The sequence below is a fragment of the Streptomyces sp. NPDC001828 genome (genome assembly GCF_042892175.1).
Classification (GTDB): domain Bacteria; phylum Actinomycetota; class Actinomycetes; order Streptomycetales; family Streptomycetaceae; genus Streptomyces.
The window spans coordinates 20571-36077 of sequence record NZ_JBIATV010000013.1; the positions used below are offsets into that span (position 1 = coordinate 20571).

The window sequence follows — 15507 nt, forward strand, 5'->3', positions numbered from 1 at the left end:
CCCCTGGCAGGCGATGACACCCTGGTGTACGGCATCACGGTCACCTTCTCGTCCGGCAGCCGGCTCTGGCTGCAGATCACCGGAGGCCTGGCACCCGGAAGTCCGTGCAGCCAGGCCGGCACCCGTAGGCGGCCCGGCCCTCGAACCCGGGCCGCTGCCCGACCTGTTCGACGATACGGGGACGGTCATCCCGCTGTGGGCCGAGGCGTACCTCACCGCCGCGCTCACCCGCACCAGCAGCACCGAGATCGCCGAGGTACTCGGCTACAGCAACCGCCCCGGCCAGCTGGCCCAGCACCGGGTCTCGTCTGGGGAACGAATGGGCCACGGCCCGTGCCTACCAACACCTGGATGACGTTTCCTCCAAGGTCTCGTGCTCAGCGATGGTCCCCGGGTGTCGACTTCTGTGGCTTAGTTGTGGTTGGTGTAGGGGTTGGTGGGTTGGGCGGTGCTTTATTCGGGGGTGGCGTTGAGGGGTTCCGTCCAGCCGGCGGCGTGGCGGGGCAGAGGGGCGGGAGCGTGGTACTTGCGTGGTTGTCCTGTGGGGGCATGGCCGGGTGTGTTCCGGGTGGTAACGGCGCTCCGGCGGCGGTCGGAGCGGGTGCGGGCGTCGACTGGCGTGTGGGTAGGGCGTGTTGCACGGTGGGCCGGTTGTTGCCCGGGTCCGGAGGGGGTGGCGGGTCCGGGGGCCTGAGGTAGGGGGGCCAGCCTGCTGCGGGGAACTGCGGTGCCAGGGCCGGTGTGGTTGCTATGACTGTGATGTCGGGGAGTTTCGCGCTGCATCCCGCGCCGAATGCACTGAGAGCACACAGGGCGAGCATCGCCATCACGACACGCATCCAGACGTCCTTTCACGAGGCTTGTGGAGTTGGAGCAAGTTGGCAGGAGCGCCCTGAGGGGACCGGGAGGGTGGATCATATGGCACCGAGGGCATCGAGGAAGTCGCACAGGCCGCTGAAGAACGCGCCGACGCCGTGGAAGACGTTGGTGATGACATGGGCGAACTGGACTGGCTTGACAGCCACGGTGAACAGCACGATGACCAGGCAGAGCCAGAAGAACAGTCCTCGGGGTCTGGCCCACATGTGGTGCCTCTCGCTGGATCCATTGGTGCACGCTGCGGCGCCTGCCCACGGTCGGTACTGGCGCGGAAGGGCCGGGCTGGCGATTGCCCCCTGCCCGGCTTCGGTGAGGGCGTCGCGCAGCTGGCGGTCGAGGCTGGTGTCAGCGCCAACTGGTACTTGAGCGACCGCCTTTCTCTGCTATGACGTACCGAAGCCTCACCAGGGGGCGGGGGCGAAGGTGGAGGTGGGACGACAGGTCGGTGTGTCGTGGCCTGGTGGTGTGCGGGATCAGTGCGGGCCGGGGTCCCAGGCCACGGGCAGCACGGCTGGCTTGGTGAAGAACAGGTCGAGTTCCCAGGGGATGTCGTCTTCGGGGACGGCGAGGAAGAGGGTGGGGAAGCGGGCGAACAGCGCCTGGTAGGCGGTGTGCAGGAACATGCGGGTCAGGGCTGCGCCCAGGCAGAAGTGCGGGCCGGCTCCGAAAGTTGCGGCGGCGTCGGTGCGGCGGTGGATGTTGAACTTGGCTGGGTTGCGGTAGTGCTCGGGGTCCCAGGTCGCGCCCAGCATCGGGGTGCACACTCCGTCGCCCTTACGCATGGTCACGCCGTGCAGGGTGACGTCCTCGGTGGCGACACGTGGCATGCCCAGCACGCCGTTGTGGTGGTAGCGCAGGACTTCCTCCACGGCCTTGGGCCACAGGTCTGGGTCTTTGATGCATTCCTTGAGCTGGCCGCCGTGGAGCAGGAGCGTGACGACTCCCGTGCCCAGTGGTGATACCAGGGGCTCGGAGCCGGTGACGAACAAGTACGCCACCGTGCCCTGCAGTTCCTGTTCGCTGATCTGACCGGCGGCCTCGGCCTGGATGAGGGCCTCGATGGGCCCTTGCTCGGCCGCACCCTCGCGTCGTTTGGCCTCGATGACCTCGCTCGTGAAGGCGATGACCGCCTGGGTGGCCGCGGCGACCTCTTCGGGAGGGACCGCCAGGTTGGTCTGGGTGCGGAAGTACGCGAGGTAGGTTTCCCGCTGTTCGACGGGGACTCGCAGGATCTCTGAGCTCACGGCCAGGGGCAGTGGGGCGGCGTATGCGGGGACCAGGTCGGCCGGGTTGGGGCCGTCGGCCATGGCGTCCAGGAGTCGGGCCGCGTGCCGCTCCACCATGGGCCGGTATGTCTCCACTTCGGCGCGTGTGTAGAAGCGGCTGATCACGTGGCGGACCCGGGTGTGGTCGGGCGGGTCGAGGTTGAAGATCCCTCCCGCCATCGAGGTGAAGTCCTCGCCGACGAACCGCGGGGCTCCCTGGTACACGAGATCGCGGGAGAACCGTGGATCGGTGAGGACCTGGGCGATGTCACTGCGGCGGGAGATCATCCACACCTGGGTTCCGGAGGGCAGCCGGACCGGGCAGACCGGGTGGTGCTTGCGCGCCCAGTCCAAAACCGGGGGCGGGGTGCCCAACGGGCCAGGGGTGAAGGGGTATTGCAGCGGCAGCATTCGCTCCACGTCCATACTCATAACGTCGCTCCCTGTCCGTCTCCGGCAGGAGTCACGACCGCGTAGCCCTGTCCGGGGGCCGGTCGCAGGTGGGTCGCCTCGCCGGTGATCAACGGTTCGACGAGGTCCATCCGGCGGTGGTAGACGAACACCGACGTCTCGGTTCCCAGAATGGCGGGGCCGTCGACGACCAGCGGGAGTTCGGCGAGCGGATAGCTGACCGCCTGGTCGATCTGTGCGTCGGTGGGATCCAGTCCAGAGGCGTGGCGGACCGCACCGTAGGCGGTCAGCCGGCACGAGCGGCGCACCGCGGGATCGTCCCGGTAGGCGGCCTCCGCGCGGGCGCGGGAGGCCACGTACGGTGGGCGGTCGGCGAGTTGAGTCCAGGTGTGCAGATGCCGCTGCGGGTCGTCGATGCCGGCCCGTTGCAGGGCGCGGAGAGCGGGATTGCGTAGCTGGCTCACGGCCCGCCGAGTGCGGTGCACGGCTTTGGGGGCGGTGAAGCCTGCCGCGGTAAGCGTGTGGGCGGCCTCGTAGCCGGGGACGAACACGTCCACGTGCTGGAAGTGTGTGCAGGCCCAGTCGATGAGGGCCTCGATGTTGCGGGGCTTGTAGTAGCCGTTCCACGGGGACAGGCCCAGCAGCACATGTTCAGCCTGCTTCACCAGCCTCTCGCTGTCCGGTGAGCACGGCTGGATGAGGAAGTGTGACGCCATGGGAGGTGCACTCCTTACTGGGGGATGGGTGAGGCCAATTCGGCCCGGGGGCCGGCCTGTGCGTGGAGGAGCAACGCGTGGGGGCAGTCGAGGTAGTTCGTCCAGAACGCGTCGCCGTACGCTTTTCGGCCCTGCTCGGAGACCTGCGGACGGATCCAGGCGATCCGGCCGAAACCGGCTGCGCGCAGGGCGTGCTCGTGCGCCGCGGCCGACCAGCAGAAGAAGTCCACGTCGAGGACTTCGTCCCCCACCCACGCCTTCAAATGACCCGGTGCACCCTCGCTCGACGGCTGCTGCGCGCTGAGCTCCATGCCGTAGCGCCGGTACCAGTCGGGATCGGTGGAGAAACCGGGGTTGAGGACCGCGGCCACGAACCGGCCGCCTCTGGGGCGCAGGGCCCGCCGGGCGGTGGCGCAGAAGCCCTGGAGCGCTGTCAGGGTCGGGGCGTAGGGCAGTACGTACACGGCCGTGACCACGTCGAACACCCCGCTGATCCCCGGCAGGGCGCCGGCGGCCGGGTCGGCGGCGTTCGCGGCGAGGAACTCAACCCCCAGCCCCTCGCGCTCCTCCCGTTGGCGCGCGTAGTCCACCATGGCGGTCGACTCGTCCATGCCCACCACCCGCGTCGCCCCTGCGGCACGCAGCCGTCGGGCGTACAGCCCGCTGCCACAGCCAAGGTCGAGCACGCTTTGCCCGGTGACGTCGCCGACGGCGCGCAAGAAGCTGTGCGCCTCGACGTGTTCCCGGAACGGCATCGCCTCCATGCTCTGCTCATACGCCGCGACCACTGTGTCGAACTGGGATTCCACAGCAACCTCCTTGATTGTGGACATGACGTCCGGACCTGGGCGCCGAGAACGATTACGGCGAAGGCCACTGAAGACACGGACCTTGCTGCCACACGGGGTACAGGCGGTGTGCTCGGCGGTGCTGTGTGGCCGCTCCGAGCAACGTGCCGCTGGGATGTTGATAGGCAGGAGCCGACAGCGCTCCGTTTCCCCGCGCCCGTTCCCGCCCGAAGGGCCCCCTTGCTCCCGATCAGGGGCCACCAGGGCGAGAGCGTGGACGATCACGAGGGGCCGTTGATTCATCTGCGGTGCTTCCAGGCCGCCAGGGCGCCCAGTCCCAGGGCCGTCTTGAGTCCGGAGGGCATGCGACTGCCGGGCTTTACGGGGTGACCGAGTTGTGTGTTGCTCTGCACGGTGACCTGGCGGTTGGTGAGGTCGGCCAGGAGGCGCATGCCCAGACCGGGCCCATGCGTGATGGCGTGGGCGGACTGGAGGGTGTACTGGCCCAACTGCTCCGGTGAGACGAGGTCCTTGACCGTTGCGAGGAGGACCTCCCGCAGGACTTCGCGGATGCTGTCCGCCATTTTCAGGCCGGGGCTGATGTGCCGGACCGTTCCCTCCATGTTCGCGAAGGACTTCCCGATGATGGACGCGGCCGGCGCTGTCTGGATGCCACGCCGGGTGGAGTAGGCGATGACCTCACTGAAGGCCACACCGAAGTTCAGTTCCTCCAAAGATGCGTCGGTCACCCTGGGAACGAAGCGGGCGATGTCCGAGGTGAAGCCGCCGATGTTGCTCCATGGGGTGGTGTGGCCCAGTCGCATCCAGGCGCGCGCGAGGCTGGCACCGTCGTTGTAGGCCATGGCCAGCAGGGCTTCGAGCATCGCGGCACTGGTACTGCGGTCGATCTTCCCGACCATGCCCCAGTCGATGATGTGGGCCGTGCCGTCCGCGTCGACCAGGACGTTCCCGGGGTGGGGGTCCGCATGAAAGGTCCGGTCGATGAAATAGCTCTTGAAGATGAACGTCAGGAGCTCCTTGGATACGCGTTTGCGCTTCTTCCTGCTCAGGTCGCCGGGTTTCATCCGGTTAGCCGCCTGGCCTTTGGCGAGGGTCTGGATCAGCACGCTGGGCGTGGCGAGGATGACTTTGGGCACCTTGATCGTGCGATAGCCGCGGGCGGCTTTGCGCCCGTCCTTCATGTTCGCGGCCTCGCGCGTGAAATCCAGTTCGTCCGCCATCGAGGTGAACAGGACATCGATCATGGCTTTGGCGTCGATGACCTCGCTGAACCGCGGTGTCATGCGGGCCACGCTCTTCACCACGCTGCGCAGCAGAGCCATGTCGCCGAGGACGGTCTCGCGTGATCCGGGGCGCTGGATCTTCACGACGCATGCGGTTCCGTCCGAACGCCGGGCGCGGTACACCTGCGCCAGAGAGGCCGTGCCGAGCACGTGGGCCGTCTCGAAGCTCGTGAACGACGACCGCCAGTTCCCTCCCAACTCGGCCTCCAGGACCGGCTCGAAGGCAGCAAAGGGCAGGGCGCCGACCTCGTCCGTCAGCAGGGACAACTCGGCCCGCATATACGCGGGCATCAGATCCGGCCGGGTACTCAGCAGCTGCCCGACCTTCACATAGAGCGGCCCGAGCTGTTCCAGCGCCTGTCGGAACGCCTGCGCCCGACGCCGCTCCGCGGACTGTCGGGGCTCCCGCGCGTCTCGGGCCAGGCGCCCCCGAGCGAGGTGCGATGCCTCGTCCAAACCCAGCCGACCGAGCACCGCGATGGTCTGACGTGCACGTCGAGGAGCCACTGTTCCGCCTTCGGTGAAGAGTGGTGTGGAGGTGCGGCCAGGGCCGGGCAGCCGTCCGGGTGGCTCGGCGATTCCGCATCGCGCCGTCTCCCACTCGCCGGGTGTGACGCGGTGCCGCTGGATGCTGGGCACCGCGTCGAGAAGCGCCGACAGCGTGGAGTCGTGGTCAGGCCTTGGCGGAGTTCGCACCCGACGAGCCGGCTGCCAGCAGCGCCACCTGCTGCGTCAGCGCGTTGACGTTGCCCGCCAGTTCACGGATGTCCCGCTCATTACGCTTGGCACGCTTCTTTGAGCCCTTGCCGGTGGACTTGAAACCACGGCGCAGCGCCTTTCCGGTGTCCTTGTTCAGCCGTTCCGTTCGCTTGATGACGTCGTCGAATAGTGACCTTTTGGACATGGGTACTCCTTCGTTCACGAGGGGATTTACAAATGCGCTGGCGGCGTCGATTGCGGCAGGGAATTGCCTGCTGCATCGGTGCGTATATGTGAGCTTCACGGCCGGGCGTGCTCGCGTCAATAAGTGCACTTGGACCAGGGGAGGGGTCCATTCAGGTTTGCGCTCCATGCGTACACATGGTGTCCGCATTTTTTTCGAAACTCTCCCCGCTTTGGCCTCATGGGTCGCATTGGTCATCAATGCTTGGGCGAGTCTTCTTCTTTTTTGATCAACTATGGTTGCGGAGTGCCGAGTTGGGGCTCACTGGCGTACGGGGTGTCATATTCACGCGCCGCTTGCGGCGAGGTGGACGTTTCAAAGGGGGCGCATGGTGTCCGTCTGTACGGACGTGGCCCACCCTCTCCGTTCGCCTGCGGCAAGGCGGACGGGCGGCGGTCTCGCAAGAAACGTTTCCGCGGCTCGGTTCGATGCGGTTTGCTGATGCGTTCGCTACGGCGTATGAAATACCGGGCGCACGCCGCTAATCCCCGCGAACGCTCCGCTTTCACTTCCGCCGGACCGAGTGCGCCAGTGATAAGAGCGATCGAGGGGGAATGACACAGCGAGGTGCGGGGATCGCCCGCACCATGGAGGAACTCGCTGGCCACCTGTTGAACCATCACCAATTCTCCGCTGCCGCGGCCACGTGGTGGCGCCCTGCTCCCAGCTACCGTCCACGGGCTCGAGAACGTGCGCCTCCACGGCCGAGCACGCCCCGTCGGCCCCCTTACAGCCCCGCTGCCGAACAAGACCGCGTGCACCGCATCTCGCCCAGGCCGGCCTCGATGAGGCTCGCAATGTCCACTCCCCACGAGCGAGGACCCTGGCATGACTTTCCAGCTCCAAGCAGCAACGCTCGACCCCGAGAGACTCAAGAAGCCCGTCGAAGAAATCCTCACCGACTTCCTGACGTGCAAGTCCCAGCAGATCACCCAGGACGGCTTCCCCGATCTCGCCGCTCCGATCCGGGGCCTCCTCGACACGGGGAGCAAACGCCTCCGCCCGATCCTGGCCTTGATCGGCTGGCACGCCGCAAGTGCACCGGGCCCCTACCGGGCCGTCCACCACCTCGCCGCTTCCCTGGAGTTGTTCCACGCCTTCGCCCTGATTCATGACGACGTGATGGATCAGTCCGACATCCGCAGAGGTGGCCCGACCATCCACCGCTCCTTCGCCCACCAGCGTTCCCGCAGCAACCAAACCACCCCAGCCAGCGACCGCTTCGGCGACGGCGCTGCCATCCTCATCGGCAACCTCGCCTCCGCCTGGTCCGACGAACTCCTGCACGCCGGGCACCCCAGCCGCGCACAGTTATGCAGGATCCGACCTCTGCTGGACGAGATGCGCACCGAGATCGCCCTCGGCCAGTTCCTCGACCTCACCGCTGCCGGCACCCCCACCACCGACCTCGACACCGCGCTCACCGTGATCCGGTACAAGACGGCGAAGTACACCTTCGAACGGCCCCTACACCTCGGCGCCGCACTCGCCGGCGCCGACCGGCAGCTCTTGGACGCCCTCTCCGCCTACGCGCTGCCACTCGGCGAAGCCTTCCAGCTCCACGACGATCTCCTCGGCATCTTCGGCAGCTGCGCCGTCACCGGGAAGCCCGCCCTCGACGACCTGCGCGCCGGCAAAGCCACTGTCCTTATGGCCTTCGCCCTCACCCGCGCAACCCGACACCAAAGCGCCCAACTACACCGTCTCCTCGGATGCCCGACGCTGAACGAGGAGCAGGCGGCCACGGCCCGCGACGTGATCATCGCCACCGGGGCCGACCACGCCGTGCACCAGATGATCAGTCTCCGCTACGAACAAGCCCTGCGCGCAGTGAAGTCGGCCGCTCTTGAACCTCACGTCGCCGACGCGCTGCATCAAATCGCCCATGCCGCCGTCAGCACACCGGTGAACCTCGCCCGCCACGATTGACCCCGCCGTTCGTGGGCCAGGCCCTCGCCGACTGCCCCGGGCGACGGCAGCGCGCGCAAGGCGACTACGGCAAAGCACCTGGGCGCGGATCCGACACGAGCGCCGCGACCGGGCCAAGTCCCGTGGGTGGATGTTGGCCAGGGCGCCGAGCACGGGGAGGCTGTCCCCACGAAAGCTCAGGTGGTATCCGCGTGTCATATGCCGGATTCATTCGTTGATGAGATGCGGCCTGGGTTGGTCAGGCCGCAGCGGTCTGGTCAGACACCGGGACGCGGGTCACGGATGGAAGAGGAGCGCGATGAGCATGGAGGCACGGAGTGCGGGCGGTGCGGTGCGGCGTGCGGGCGCGCGGGCCGCGGTGGTGGGCGCGGCGGCAGGAGCGGCACTGCTCCCGGCCGGTGCCGCCCACGCGAACGTGATCGGGGTCGGCAACGCGGTCTTCGGCAACTCCTGTACCAGCCAGGGAGCCGTGCGGACGGTGGGATCCACGGTGACCGGGAGCGGAGTAGCGAGCGGGAATCAGACCGGCCTGCCGCTGGATTTGCCACGCAATCACTGCGGCAACAGCGGCATCGTCTGCACGGCGCTGATCCCCGCCAGCGTGTGAACGAGCCGGCGAGCGCGCGATGAAGGAACCCACCGGAGGAAACGGGACAGTGCCGGACAGGCCGGTGGCGGAACGGGCCGTGGAGGCGCTGCTGTCGCTGAACGGGCAGGTGCTTCCGCTGCTGCGCCAGTGGGTCGGCTCGGACGAGAACTGCGGCGTGGCGCGGGCGTTGCTGGCGCTGGCAACCGGAGACCGCTGGGACGACGCCGTACTGAAGGAACAGCTGTCGATCGCGCACCGGGACGCACTGACCGCCGGGAAGCGGGAGGCGAGTCTGGTGTACGGGATCTTCCTCCACACCCACCGGCAGTACCGGCTGACCGCCGATCATCTGGTGGGGCACTTCGCCCGCTGGCCCGCAGATGAGCAGGCCGGGCTGCTGCTGGGCACGTTCTCCGCCTGCGGCGATGCCGCCTACCGGGCACACGGCGAAGCCCTGACCCAGGAACAGGCCGCGGTGGCCGGCCCGGACAACTGGCCCTGGCAGAGCTGGCTGGCCGCGACCTGGGCCGAGCAGGGCCGGATCCGTGAGGCGTACGAACAGGCAGGCCGCGCACTGGACTTGTATCCCCGCTCCGGTGTGGCCGCTCACGCCCGCGCCCACGCCGAGCACGAGCTCGGGAACGGTCGCGCCTCGGCCGACTTCCTCGACCAATGGCTGCTCAAGGATCCGCAGGCGGTGCAGTCGCGGCACCTGAACTGGCATGCCGCGCTGCAGTCCATCGCCTGCGGTGATTTCGCGGACGCGCGCCGGCGGGCGGATGCGGCACTGGCGCGTACGGATGTGGGCATGCGCGCCGCGACGAACTGGCGACTACTCCTGGCCGGACAGAAACCGGCCGAGCAGAGCGATCCGGCTCACGTGCGGGAACTGCTTGCCGCACCGGGCGGGATGGCGGAGATCTTCCACACCTTCAACCTGGCCCTGGCCCTGGCCGTGGAGGCCGGCACTGACGACCTCCGCATCCTGGCCCGTCGGGCCGCCGCAGACGAACGGCCCGACTACCGCGACGTCCTCGCCCCTGTGGTCCAGGCGCTGGCGGAGATCACCGCAGGCCGCCCCCGTGCCGCAGTGGACCTGCTCGCCGGTCTGGGCGAACACGCGGAGCGGATCGGCGGCGTACGGGTCGAACGCGAAATCATCCAGGACACCCTCGCCCGCGCTCTCGTCGACGCGGGAGAACACGAGCGCGCCGCCAGCCTGCTGCACCACCGCACCACCACCCGCCGCCACCACACCTACGAGGACCTTCTCCTCGCCACACGCACCCCCGCCGACGTCCTCAGCCTCCACTGATCCTCACCTGCCTCCGCAGATCAACGACTCCCAAAGACAGCCAGTGTTCTTACACACTCGCCAAGGCCGGCATGCGCTCAGCTTGCTGCCCGAATGGACACCACAACCCGTCCCGCAGGCGGAGTTCGGTACGTTGGTGCTGCAGCCAGCCCGGGTTCGCGCCCTGTGCGGCGGCTCCCGGGCGTGCAGGCGGCCGGTCGCCAACGTGCGGGAGACGACCGGCCGCTCAAGCGCCCTCGGGCACTCCGCTTCACGGTAAGGCCGCTCCCGCTCCCCCGCGCGGCGACGAGCGCGCAGCCCTGTGCCGGGTGGTCGCCCCCCGTCACCGCAGAAGGCAGCGTCCGTGCTGCACGGCGGTCAACGTGCGAGCGTGACGCGCAAGGGGGTGTTGGGGCAGTCGGCGGCCTTGGCGTCCAGCGCGCCTTGTTCGATGGGGTCGATGGACAGCTGCCAGCGGACTTTGATGGCGATCCAGTCGGTGACGTATTCGCAGGTGTCGCCGGCGAACGGGGGCATCCAGGTGGCGGGGTCCTGGTCGGCCTTGGACCGGTTGGACTTCGCGGAGACGGCCACCAGGGCGCGGCGGTCGCCGAGGTCGTTGGCGTAGGCCTCGCGCTCGGTGGCGGTCCATTGGCCGGCGCCGGAGTCCCAGGCTTCGGCGAGGGGGACGCGGTGGTCGATGTCGAGGGCCTTGGGGTCGTCGAGGTACTGGTCGTCGTAGGTGGAATACCAGCGGCCGCCGGACAGTGCGCACCTGGCGCCTTGCTGGGGAGCGAGGAGGGCGTCGCGCTTGAGGATTTCGGCGCGGGTGTTGCAGCCGTCCTTGTCCGCGTCGACCCAGTGCTTGAACGCGGTGCGCTGGTAGCCGGTCCGGTCCTCCGCCTGGATCGGCAGCGCGGCCAGGGCATCACGGGTCGGCATCGTGATGACGTCACCGGCCCTGCCGAGCGGGCCGCTCTGCGGGGTGGCCGCGGCCGCGGGTGCCAGGAGCGTCGTGAGCGCGCTGAGCGCGGTGGCCGTGGTCAGGCTGAACGTCGTGAGGCGTACGCGCACGGGATCCCCCGGGAAGATCGACAGTCTCGGGTGATCTTCCTATCGGGGCGGCGGCATTCAAGTCGAGCTGTTCCCCGTCGAGTTCATCCCTGAGGATGAGAAGAGCGGTCATCGCACAAGCCGCGTTCATCTGGCGGCCGGCGTGCAGCCTGCGCCTGAGCCTGGTCTGCGGACGAGGAGGTCACTGAAGTCCTCTTCTGGCTCTGGCCCGGGCACCTCGAGATCACGGGGCCGGTACAGCCGCACCAGTGACCAGCGGCCTGGTGTGATGATGGCAGTTTCCACGCCCATGGATGAACGGCACGCGATCTGGTTCGACTTGACCGCCGCAGTCTCGCTACGAAGGTGCCTCCGCTGTTTGTGATCTTTGGAGGGATGCGGGTGCGCACCAGGGCCATGCGGGCTGTCGGGATTGCCGGTGCGCTGGGCGTCCTCGCTGTCGGGCCGATGGCGTCGTCGGTTGCGGCGTCGTCGGGTGAGGAGCCGTGCCGGATCGACACCGATGCGGCTGTCATCCGACAGGCCCCTTCAACGGCGGCGGCAAGGATGGGGATCGGGTACCGCGACCAGAAGTGCCGCTTCCACGGCTACACCCGTGACGTGAACTGGGCGCACATCACGATGAAGGGGTCGGGCGTAGACGGCTGGGTGGACCGGCACCTGATCTCCACGGCGAAGGAATCACTCGCCCGCACCTCCTGATGCGCATCCCCCTCCTGCTGCCCACCGTGCTGGCCGTGCTGGTTCTCAGCACAGGCTGCGTGACCATCGCCCCCAACGCGGTCTCCCCTGCCGGGGGATTACCTCCCCGGGGGGAGCGTCTGGCCACGGTGACTCCGGGCCCAGGGTGGCCGGACCCCGTCCAGCCGGCCGCACGGGAGACCCTGGCCCCCGCCTACGGCCCAGCCACCGCCACCGCGACCTCGGCCGCTACCTCCCACCCTGCGGCCCGCCCCGACCCGGGCCAGCCCCAGCACGAACCCGCTGTCGCCACGTCACGGCACCCTCACCGCGTAACCGGCCGGCCCCCGGCTGTCATCCGGCGCTCCTCCCCTGCACGGCATCGCCCGCATCAAGTCCCTCCGCCGTATAACACCGGGGCGGTCTGTTCCTGGGCGCAGGGGACGGGCTTCGATCCGTCCGTGGTGCGCGCCTGCCGTCAACAGCTCGGCCGATGAATCGCTCGCCCGGATCCCTGTGACAGAGGTGCGTGACCCTTGTTGCCGCCTCACCGTTGGGCAGGACGACACGTGGAACTCCCGCCCTCCCCCTGAGGCGGATCGTGTTTCCGGCCCTGACGCCCCTTCCTCCCGCCGGCGTCAGGGCCGACGTGTCTACGGGCGCAGGGGCACGGCATCCACGGTGGTTGCCCGGTCCCGTGCACGGTTGAACTCAGCATGATCCGTCGTTCAGGAGGTTCACTCATGCCGAAGGCTCCGCGAGTCCACGCGTTATGGGCTGGGCTGTTGGTTGCGGCTGCTCTTGCCGTTGCGGTAGGCCCGGCCTCGTCGGACTCCTATGTCGATGAGCGGGCTAACACCTGTCACGCCGAGGCGGGCAACCCGTGCCTTTACGGGATGGTCGTCACCTACTGGCACCGGGCCGGCTCCCGGCAGCGCACCCTGAGCTGGATCTACGCCAACCGCAGCCCGGTCAGATCCCACAATCTGGCACGCTGGTGGTATCAAACACCGGGCGGACCCCGCCATGTCGGCGGAAGCTGGCGGGCAGGCAAAGCAGTGGAGTCCTGGACCGAGATCACCTGGGGTCGCGGCCGCCACGACCGTGTGGGACCCGACCTTCCCGCAGGCAGCCGGATCTGCGTGGAGTTCAACTACGGCGCCACCACCAAACCCTGCATCACACTCAAGTAAGCGTGCCTGCGCCTTCGTTTGCCTATCTGGCATTCCTGGCGGGCTACGGATCGACCGCGGTCCGCTGGAGAAACCCAGCGCCGTCCTGCCTTCGATCCCCTCCAAGGCCGCCGATGCGGGTGGTCAGCGGTAGAGACTCCAGCGGCCGAAGCGGGCCAGCGTCTTGCGAGCTTCGTCCTTGCTCAGCCCCAGGTCTGCCGCCGCCTGTTCGAGCGTCGCGTCCCGCTGCCCGGCGTGCGCCGACCAGTAGCCGACCTCGACCGCCGTCACCTCGAGCCGACGGGCCGCGCGCAGGGCCGCCAGCGGGGAGGTCTTCTCCAGCTTTTCGAGTTCGCCCCGCAGCTGCGCCAGCAGTACGGTCACGCTCTCGGGAAGGGGGATGGCCGAACGCTCCACGTCCTGCGTGTGTCCGTCCCAGTCCATGCTGCACGTCTCTGCCGCTGCCTCGGCTGCCTCGGCCAGGGGCTGATCGCCGATCTCCTCCCAGTCCAACTGGTGCTCCGGACCGTTCCAGCCGCAGGAACACACCGCGCGCAGTCCGGCCGCACGCGGCCCATGTCCGAGGCCCGCGCCGTCGTAGATGCTCCACTGCGACATCTGGTGCCCGTCGCCCGAGCTCATCATGGGCACGAAGACCGCGGGCGGGACGCTGCCGTCGGCCAGGAGCACACCGACCCAGCCCGTATGCGAGGAACCGAACTCCTGCGTCGTCTACGTCTCCCGCTCGCACATGACACCCCTCCACTCGATCATCCCCGCCTGCACGCCGGTAAGGGCGTGCGGACACCACGCTGGCGCACGCGAACCGGTTGCGGGCGGAATCACGCAGAACGGCTGGCCCCTCGTTCGGAGTCGACCACGCCTGCGGCTTGCTCAGCGGCTCAGCCGGGGCCGACACAGGCCCTGCGCCGCCCGTACCCACCAGGCCACCACGCTGCGCATCACCACAGCTCGACCCGCAACTTACGAAGCTGCTGGGGATAACGAGCGGCGCTCAAGTTCCCCAATGATCTTTCGGTCGGCCTGATGCTGTGATCTACATCTCAGCCGGTTGCCCCTCACGTCAATGTCAGAGGTGAGGATGGCAACAGCGCCCGGAATCACCGGGTCGGTCGTACGAGAGGCGGAGAAAGATGGGGCAGGCGTGGGGTTTCGGCAGGTGTGGCGGGCCTGAGGTGCAGGAGTTCTTCGATCGTCCCGATCCCGTCCCCGGTCGCGGCGAGGTGCTGATCCGGGTCGACGTCGCCGGCGTGAATCCCCTCGACCACGTTCTGCGCTCGGGTCTGGTCGACGGGCTCGACAGCGGGCGTCCGTTTCCCCGCGTGCTGGGCATGGAGGCAGCCGGAACCGTTCTCGCCCTGGGCGAGGACGTCGACGGGCTCGCGGTGGGTGACGCGGTCTTCGGCTTCGCACTCACCGGTGGCGGCACCTACGCCGAGACGACGGTGCTGTCCGCGCCGAACACCGCGCGCATCCCGGAGGGTCTGTCCGTGACCGTGGCTGCGACGCTGCCAGTAGCGGGGACGACCGCGGTGGACGTACTCGACCAACTCGGCCTCCCCGCCGGTGCCACGCTCCTGGTCAACGGAGTCGGGGGTGGGGTCGGCCTCGCCGTCGCCCGGCTGGCTGTCGGACGCGAGCTGCGTGTGATCGGCACCGGGAGTACCGCCAAACGCGAGCACGCCGAGGCCATCGGGGTGCGGTTCATCGACTACACCGCCGAGGACGTCGCCGCCGCGGCACGCGAGCTGGTTCCGGACGGCTTCGACGGGATCGTCGACCTGGCCGGAGGCACCTCGCTGCGGACGGTCGCTCCGCTGGCCCAGGATCCCCGCAACATCATCGCTGTGGGTGACATGTCTGTGCCCGATCTCGGCGGGCGATTCGTCGAGCGTCGCGTCGACCGCGAGAACCTGGAGCGGGCGGCTCGGCTGGCCCTCGACGGACTCCTCGCACCCGTAATCACCGCGGTCCATCCGCTCTCCGACGCCCCGGCCGCCCTCGCCGCCGTCGAGAGCGGTCACACCTCGGGCAAGGTCGTCATCAAGGTGGCATAAGAAGTGCGGGGGCGAGACAAGGTTTCGGTGGTCAGCCCGTGAGCGTTGGTCCGTACATCCCGCGGTGCGGGGGCGAGACGGGCGGCCCGACTGCGGACGGCTCCACCACTTCCCGTACATCCCGCGGTGCGGGGGCGAGACCCTTTTTCACCTGCGGTGTTGAAGGGCCTTTGCCGTCACTTGCCTCATGGGAAGCCATAGCCCCTGAAATCAGTCACTATCCCGCGAGTGCGGGGAGGTGAGCCCCGCGGGTAAAAGTCGGATCGGGGTCCACCCCGCACAGGATCGTGCGGAAGCTTCGAGATTAACGATCGGGTGCCCATCAGACCACGCAACATGGCGTCGCTGTTTGAAAGTCTTCTCGAATCACCAGGGGAGCAGTCT

At 68.4% G+C, this 15507-nt stretch carries 14 protein-coding genes; 6 read left to right on the top strand and 8 right to left on the bottom strand.

What is annotated here, in order from left to right:
- Positions 1–914: 914 nt before the first annotated feature.
- From ACFYZA_RS30285 to ACFYZA_RS30310, 6 genes are all read right to left on the bottom strand, one after another.
- Positions 915–1085 carry a hypothetical protein gene (locus ACFYZA_RS30285; protein ID WP_388493824.1) on the bottom strand — a complete coding sequence of 57 codons (171 nt, stop codon included), beginning with the start codon at positions 1083–1085 and terminating at the stop codon, positions 915–917.
- 267 nt (positions 1086–1352) lie between these two features.
- Positions 1353–2576, bottom strand: coding sequence for a cytochrome P450 (locus ACFYZA_RS30290; protein ID WP_388493825.1), 1224 nt, complete (start codon positions 2574–2576; stop codon positions 1353–1355).
- Positions 2573–3271: a tRNA-dependent cyclodipeptide synthase gene (locus tag ACFYZA_RS30295; RefSeq protein ID WP_388493826.1), complete on the bottom strand. Its 699-nt coding sequence runs from the start codon at positions 3269–3271 to the stop codon at positions 2573–2575. Before ACFYZA_RS30295 ends, ACFYZA_RS30290 begins: the two co-directional genes overlap by 4 nt.
- Positions 3272–3285: 14 nt before the next feature.
- Positions 3286–4362, bottom strand: coding sequence for a class I SAM-dependent methyltransferase (locus ACFYZA_RS30300; protein WP_388493827.1), 1077 nt, complete (start codon positions 4360–4362; stop codon positions 3286–3288).
- Positions 4359–6002 (bottom strand): ABC1 kinase family protein, encoded by a 1644-nt coding sequence (locus tag ACFYZA_RS30305; RefSeq protein ID WP_388493829.1) that lies wholly within the window; start codon positions 6000–6002, stop codon positions 4359–4361. The genes ACFYZA_RS30300 and ACFYZA_RS30305 overlap by 4 nt, the downstream gene beginning before the upstream one ends.
- Positions 6003–6036: 34 nt before the next feature.
- A complete protein-coding gene (locus tag ACFYZA_RS30310; RefSeq protein ID WP_351682539.1) occupies positions 6037–6267 on the bottom strand; it encodes a hypothetical protein in 231 nt (76 codons plus the stop codon).
- An 867-nt stretch (positions 6268–7134) separates the two neighbouring features.
- On the opposite strand from ACFYZA_RS30310, the gene ACFYZA_RS30315 reads away from it, so the two are divergent.
- The 3 genes from ACFYZA_RS30315 (at position 7135) to ACFYZA_RS30325 (ending at position 10139) form a co-directional block, all read left to right on the top strand.
- Positions 7135–8235, top strand: a complete 1101-nt coding sequence (locus tag ACFYZA_RS30315; RefSeq protein WP_388493831.1) for a polyprenyl synthetase family protein — start codon at positions 7135–7137, stop codon at positions 8233–8235.
- 304 nt (positions 8236–8539) lie between these two features.
- Entirely contained in the window at positions 8540–8842 is a 303-nt protein-coding gene (locus ACFYZA_RS30320) for a chaplin family protein (protein ID WP_388493833.1), read from the top strand.
- Positions 8843–8891: 49 nt separating this feature from the next.
- Positions 8892–10139 (top strand): hypothetical protein, encoded by a 1248-nt coding sequence (locus ACFYZA_RS30325; RefSeq protein ID WP_388493835.1) that lies wholly within the window; start codon positions 8892–8894, stop codon positions 10137–10139.
- A gap of 357 nt (positions 10140–10496) precedes the next feature.
- Here the strand turns inward: ACFYZA_RS30325 and ACFYZA_RS30330 are convergent, their stop codons facing one another.
- Positions 10497–11192, bottom strand: coding sequence for an HNH endonuclease family protein (locus ACFYZA_RS30330; RefSeq protein WP_388493838.1), 696 nt, complete (start codon positions 11190–11192; stop codon positions 10497–10499).
- A 546-nt stretch (positions 11193–11738) separates the two neighbouring features.
- Here ACFYZA_RS30330 and ACFYZA_RS30335 point away from each other — a divergent pair.
- On the top strand, positions 11739–11894 hold the full coding sequence (locus tag ACFYZA_RS30335; protein WP_388493840.1) for a hypothetical protein: 156 nt from the start codon (positions 11739–11741) through the stop codon (positions 11892–11894).
- Positions 11895–12616: 722 nt separating this feature from the next.
- Positions 12617–13066, top strand: coding sequence for a hypothetical protein (locus tag ACFYZA_RS30340; protein ID WP_388493842.1), 450 nt, complete (start codon positions 12617–12619; stop codon positions 13064–13066).
- A 123-nt stretch (positions 13067–13189) separates the two neighbouring features.
- Here the strand turns inward: ACFYZA_RS30340 and ACFYZA_RS30345 are convergent, their stop codons facing one another.
- A complete protein-coding gene (locus ACFYZA_RS30345; RefSeq protein ID WP_388493843.1) occupies positions 13190–13735 on the bottom strand; it encodes a hypothetical protein in 546 nt (181 codons plus the stop codon).
- Positions 13736–14241: 506 nt separating this feature from the next.
- On the opposite strand from ACFYZA_RS30345, the gene ACFYZA_RS30350 reads away from it, so the two are divergent.
- Positions 14242–15123 carry an NADP-dependent oxidoreductase gene (locus ACFYZA_RS30350; RefSeq protein ID WP_388493846.1) on the top strand — a complete coding sequence of 294 codons (882 nt, stop codon included), beginning with the start codon at positions 14242–14244 and terminating at the stop codon, positions 15121–15123.
- The last annotated feature ends 384 nt before the right edge of the window (positions 15124–15507 follow it).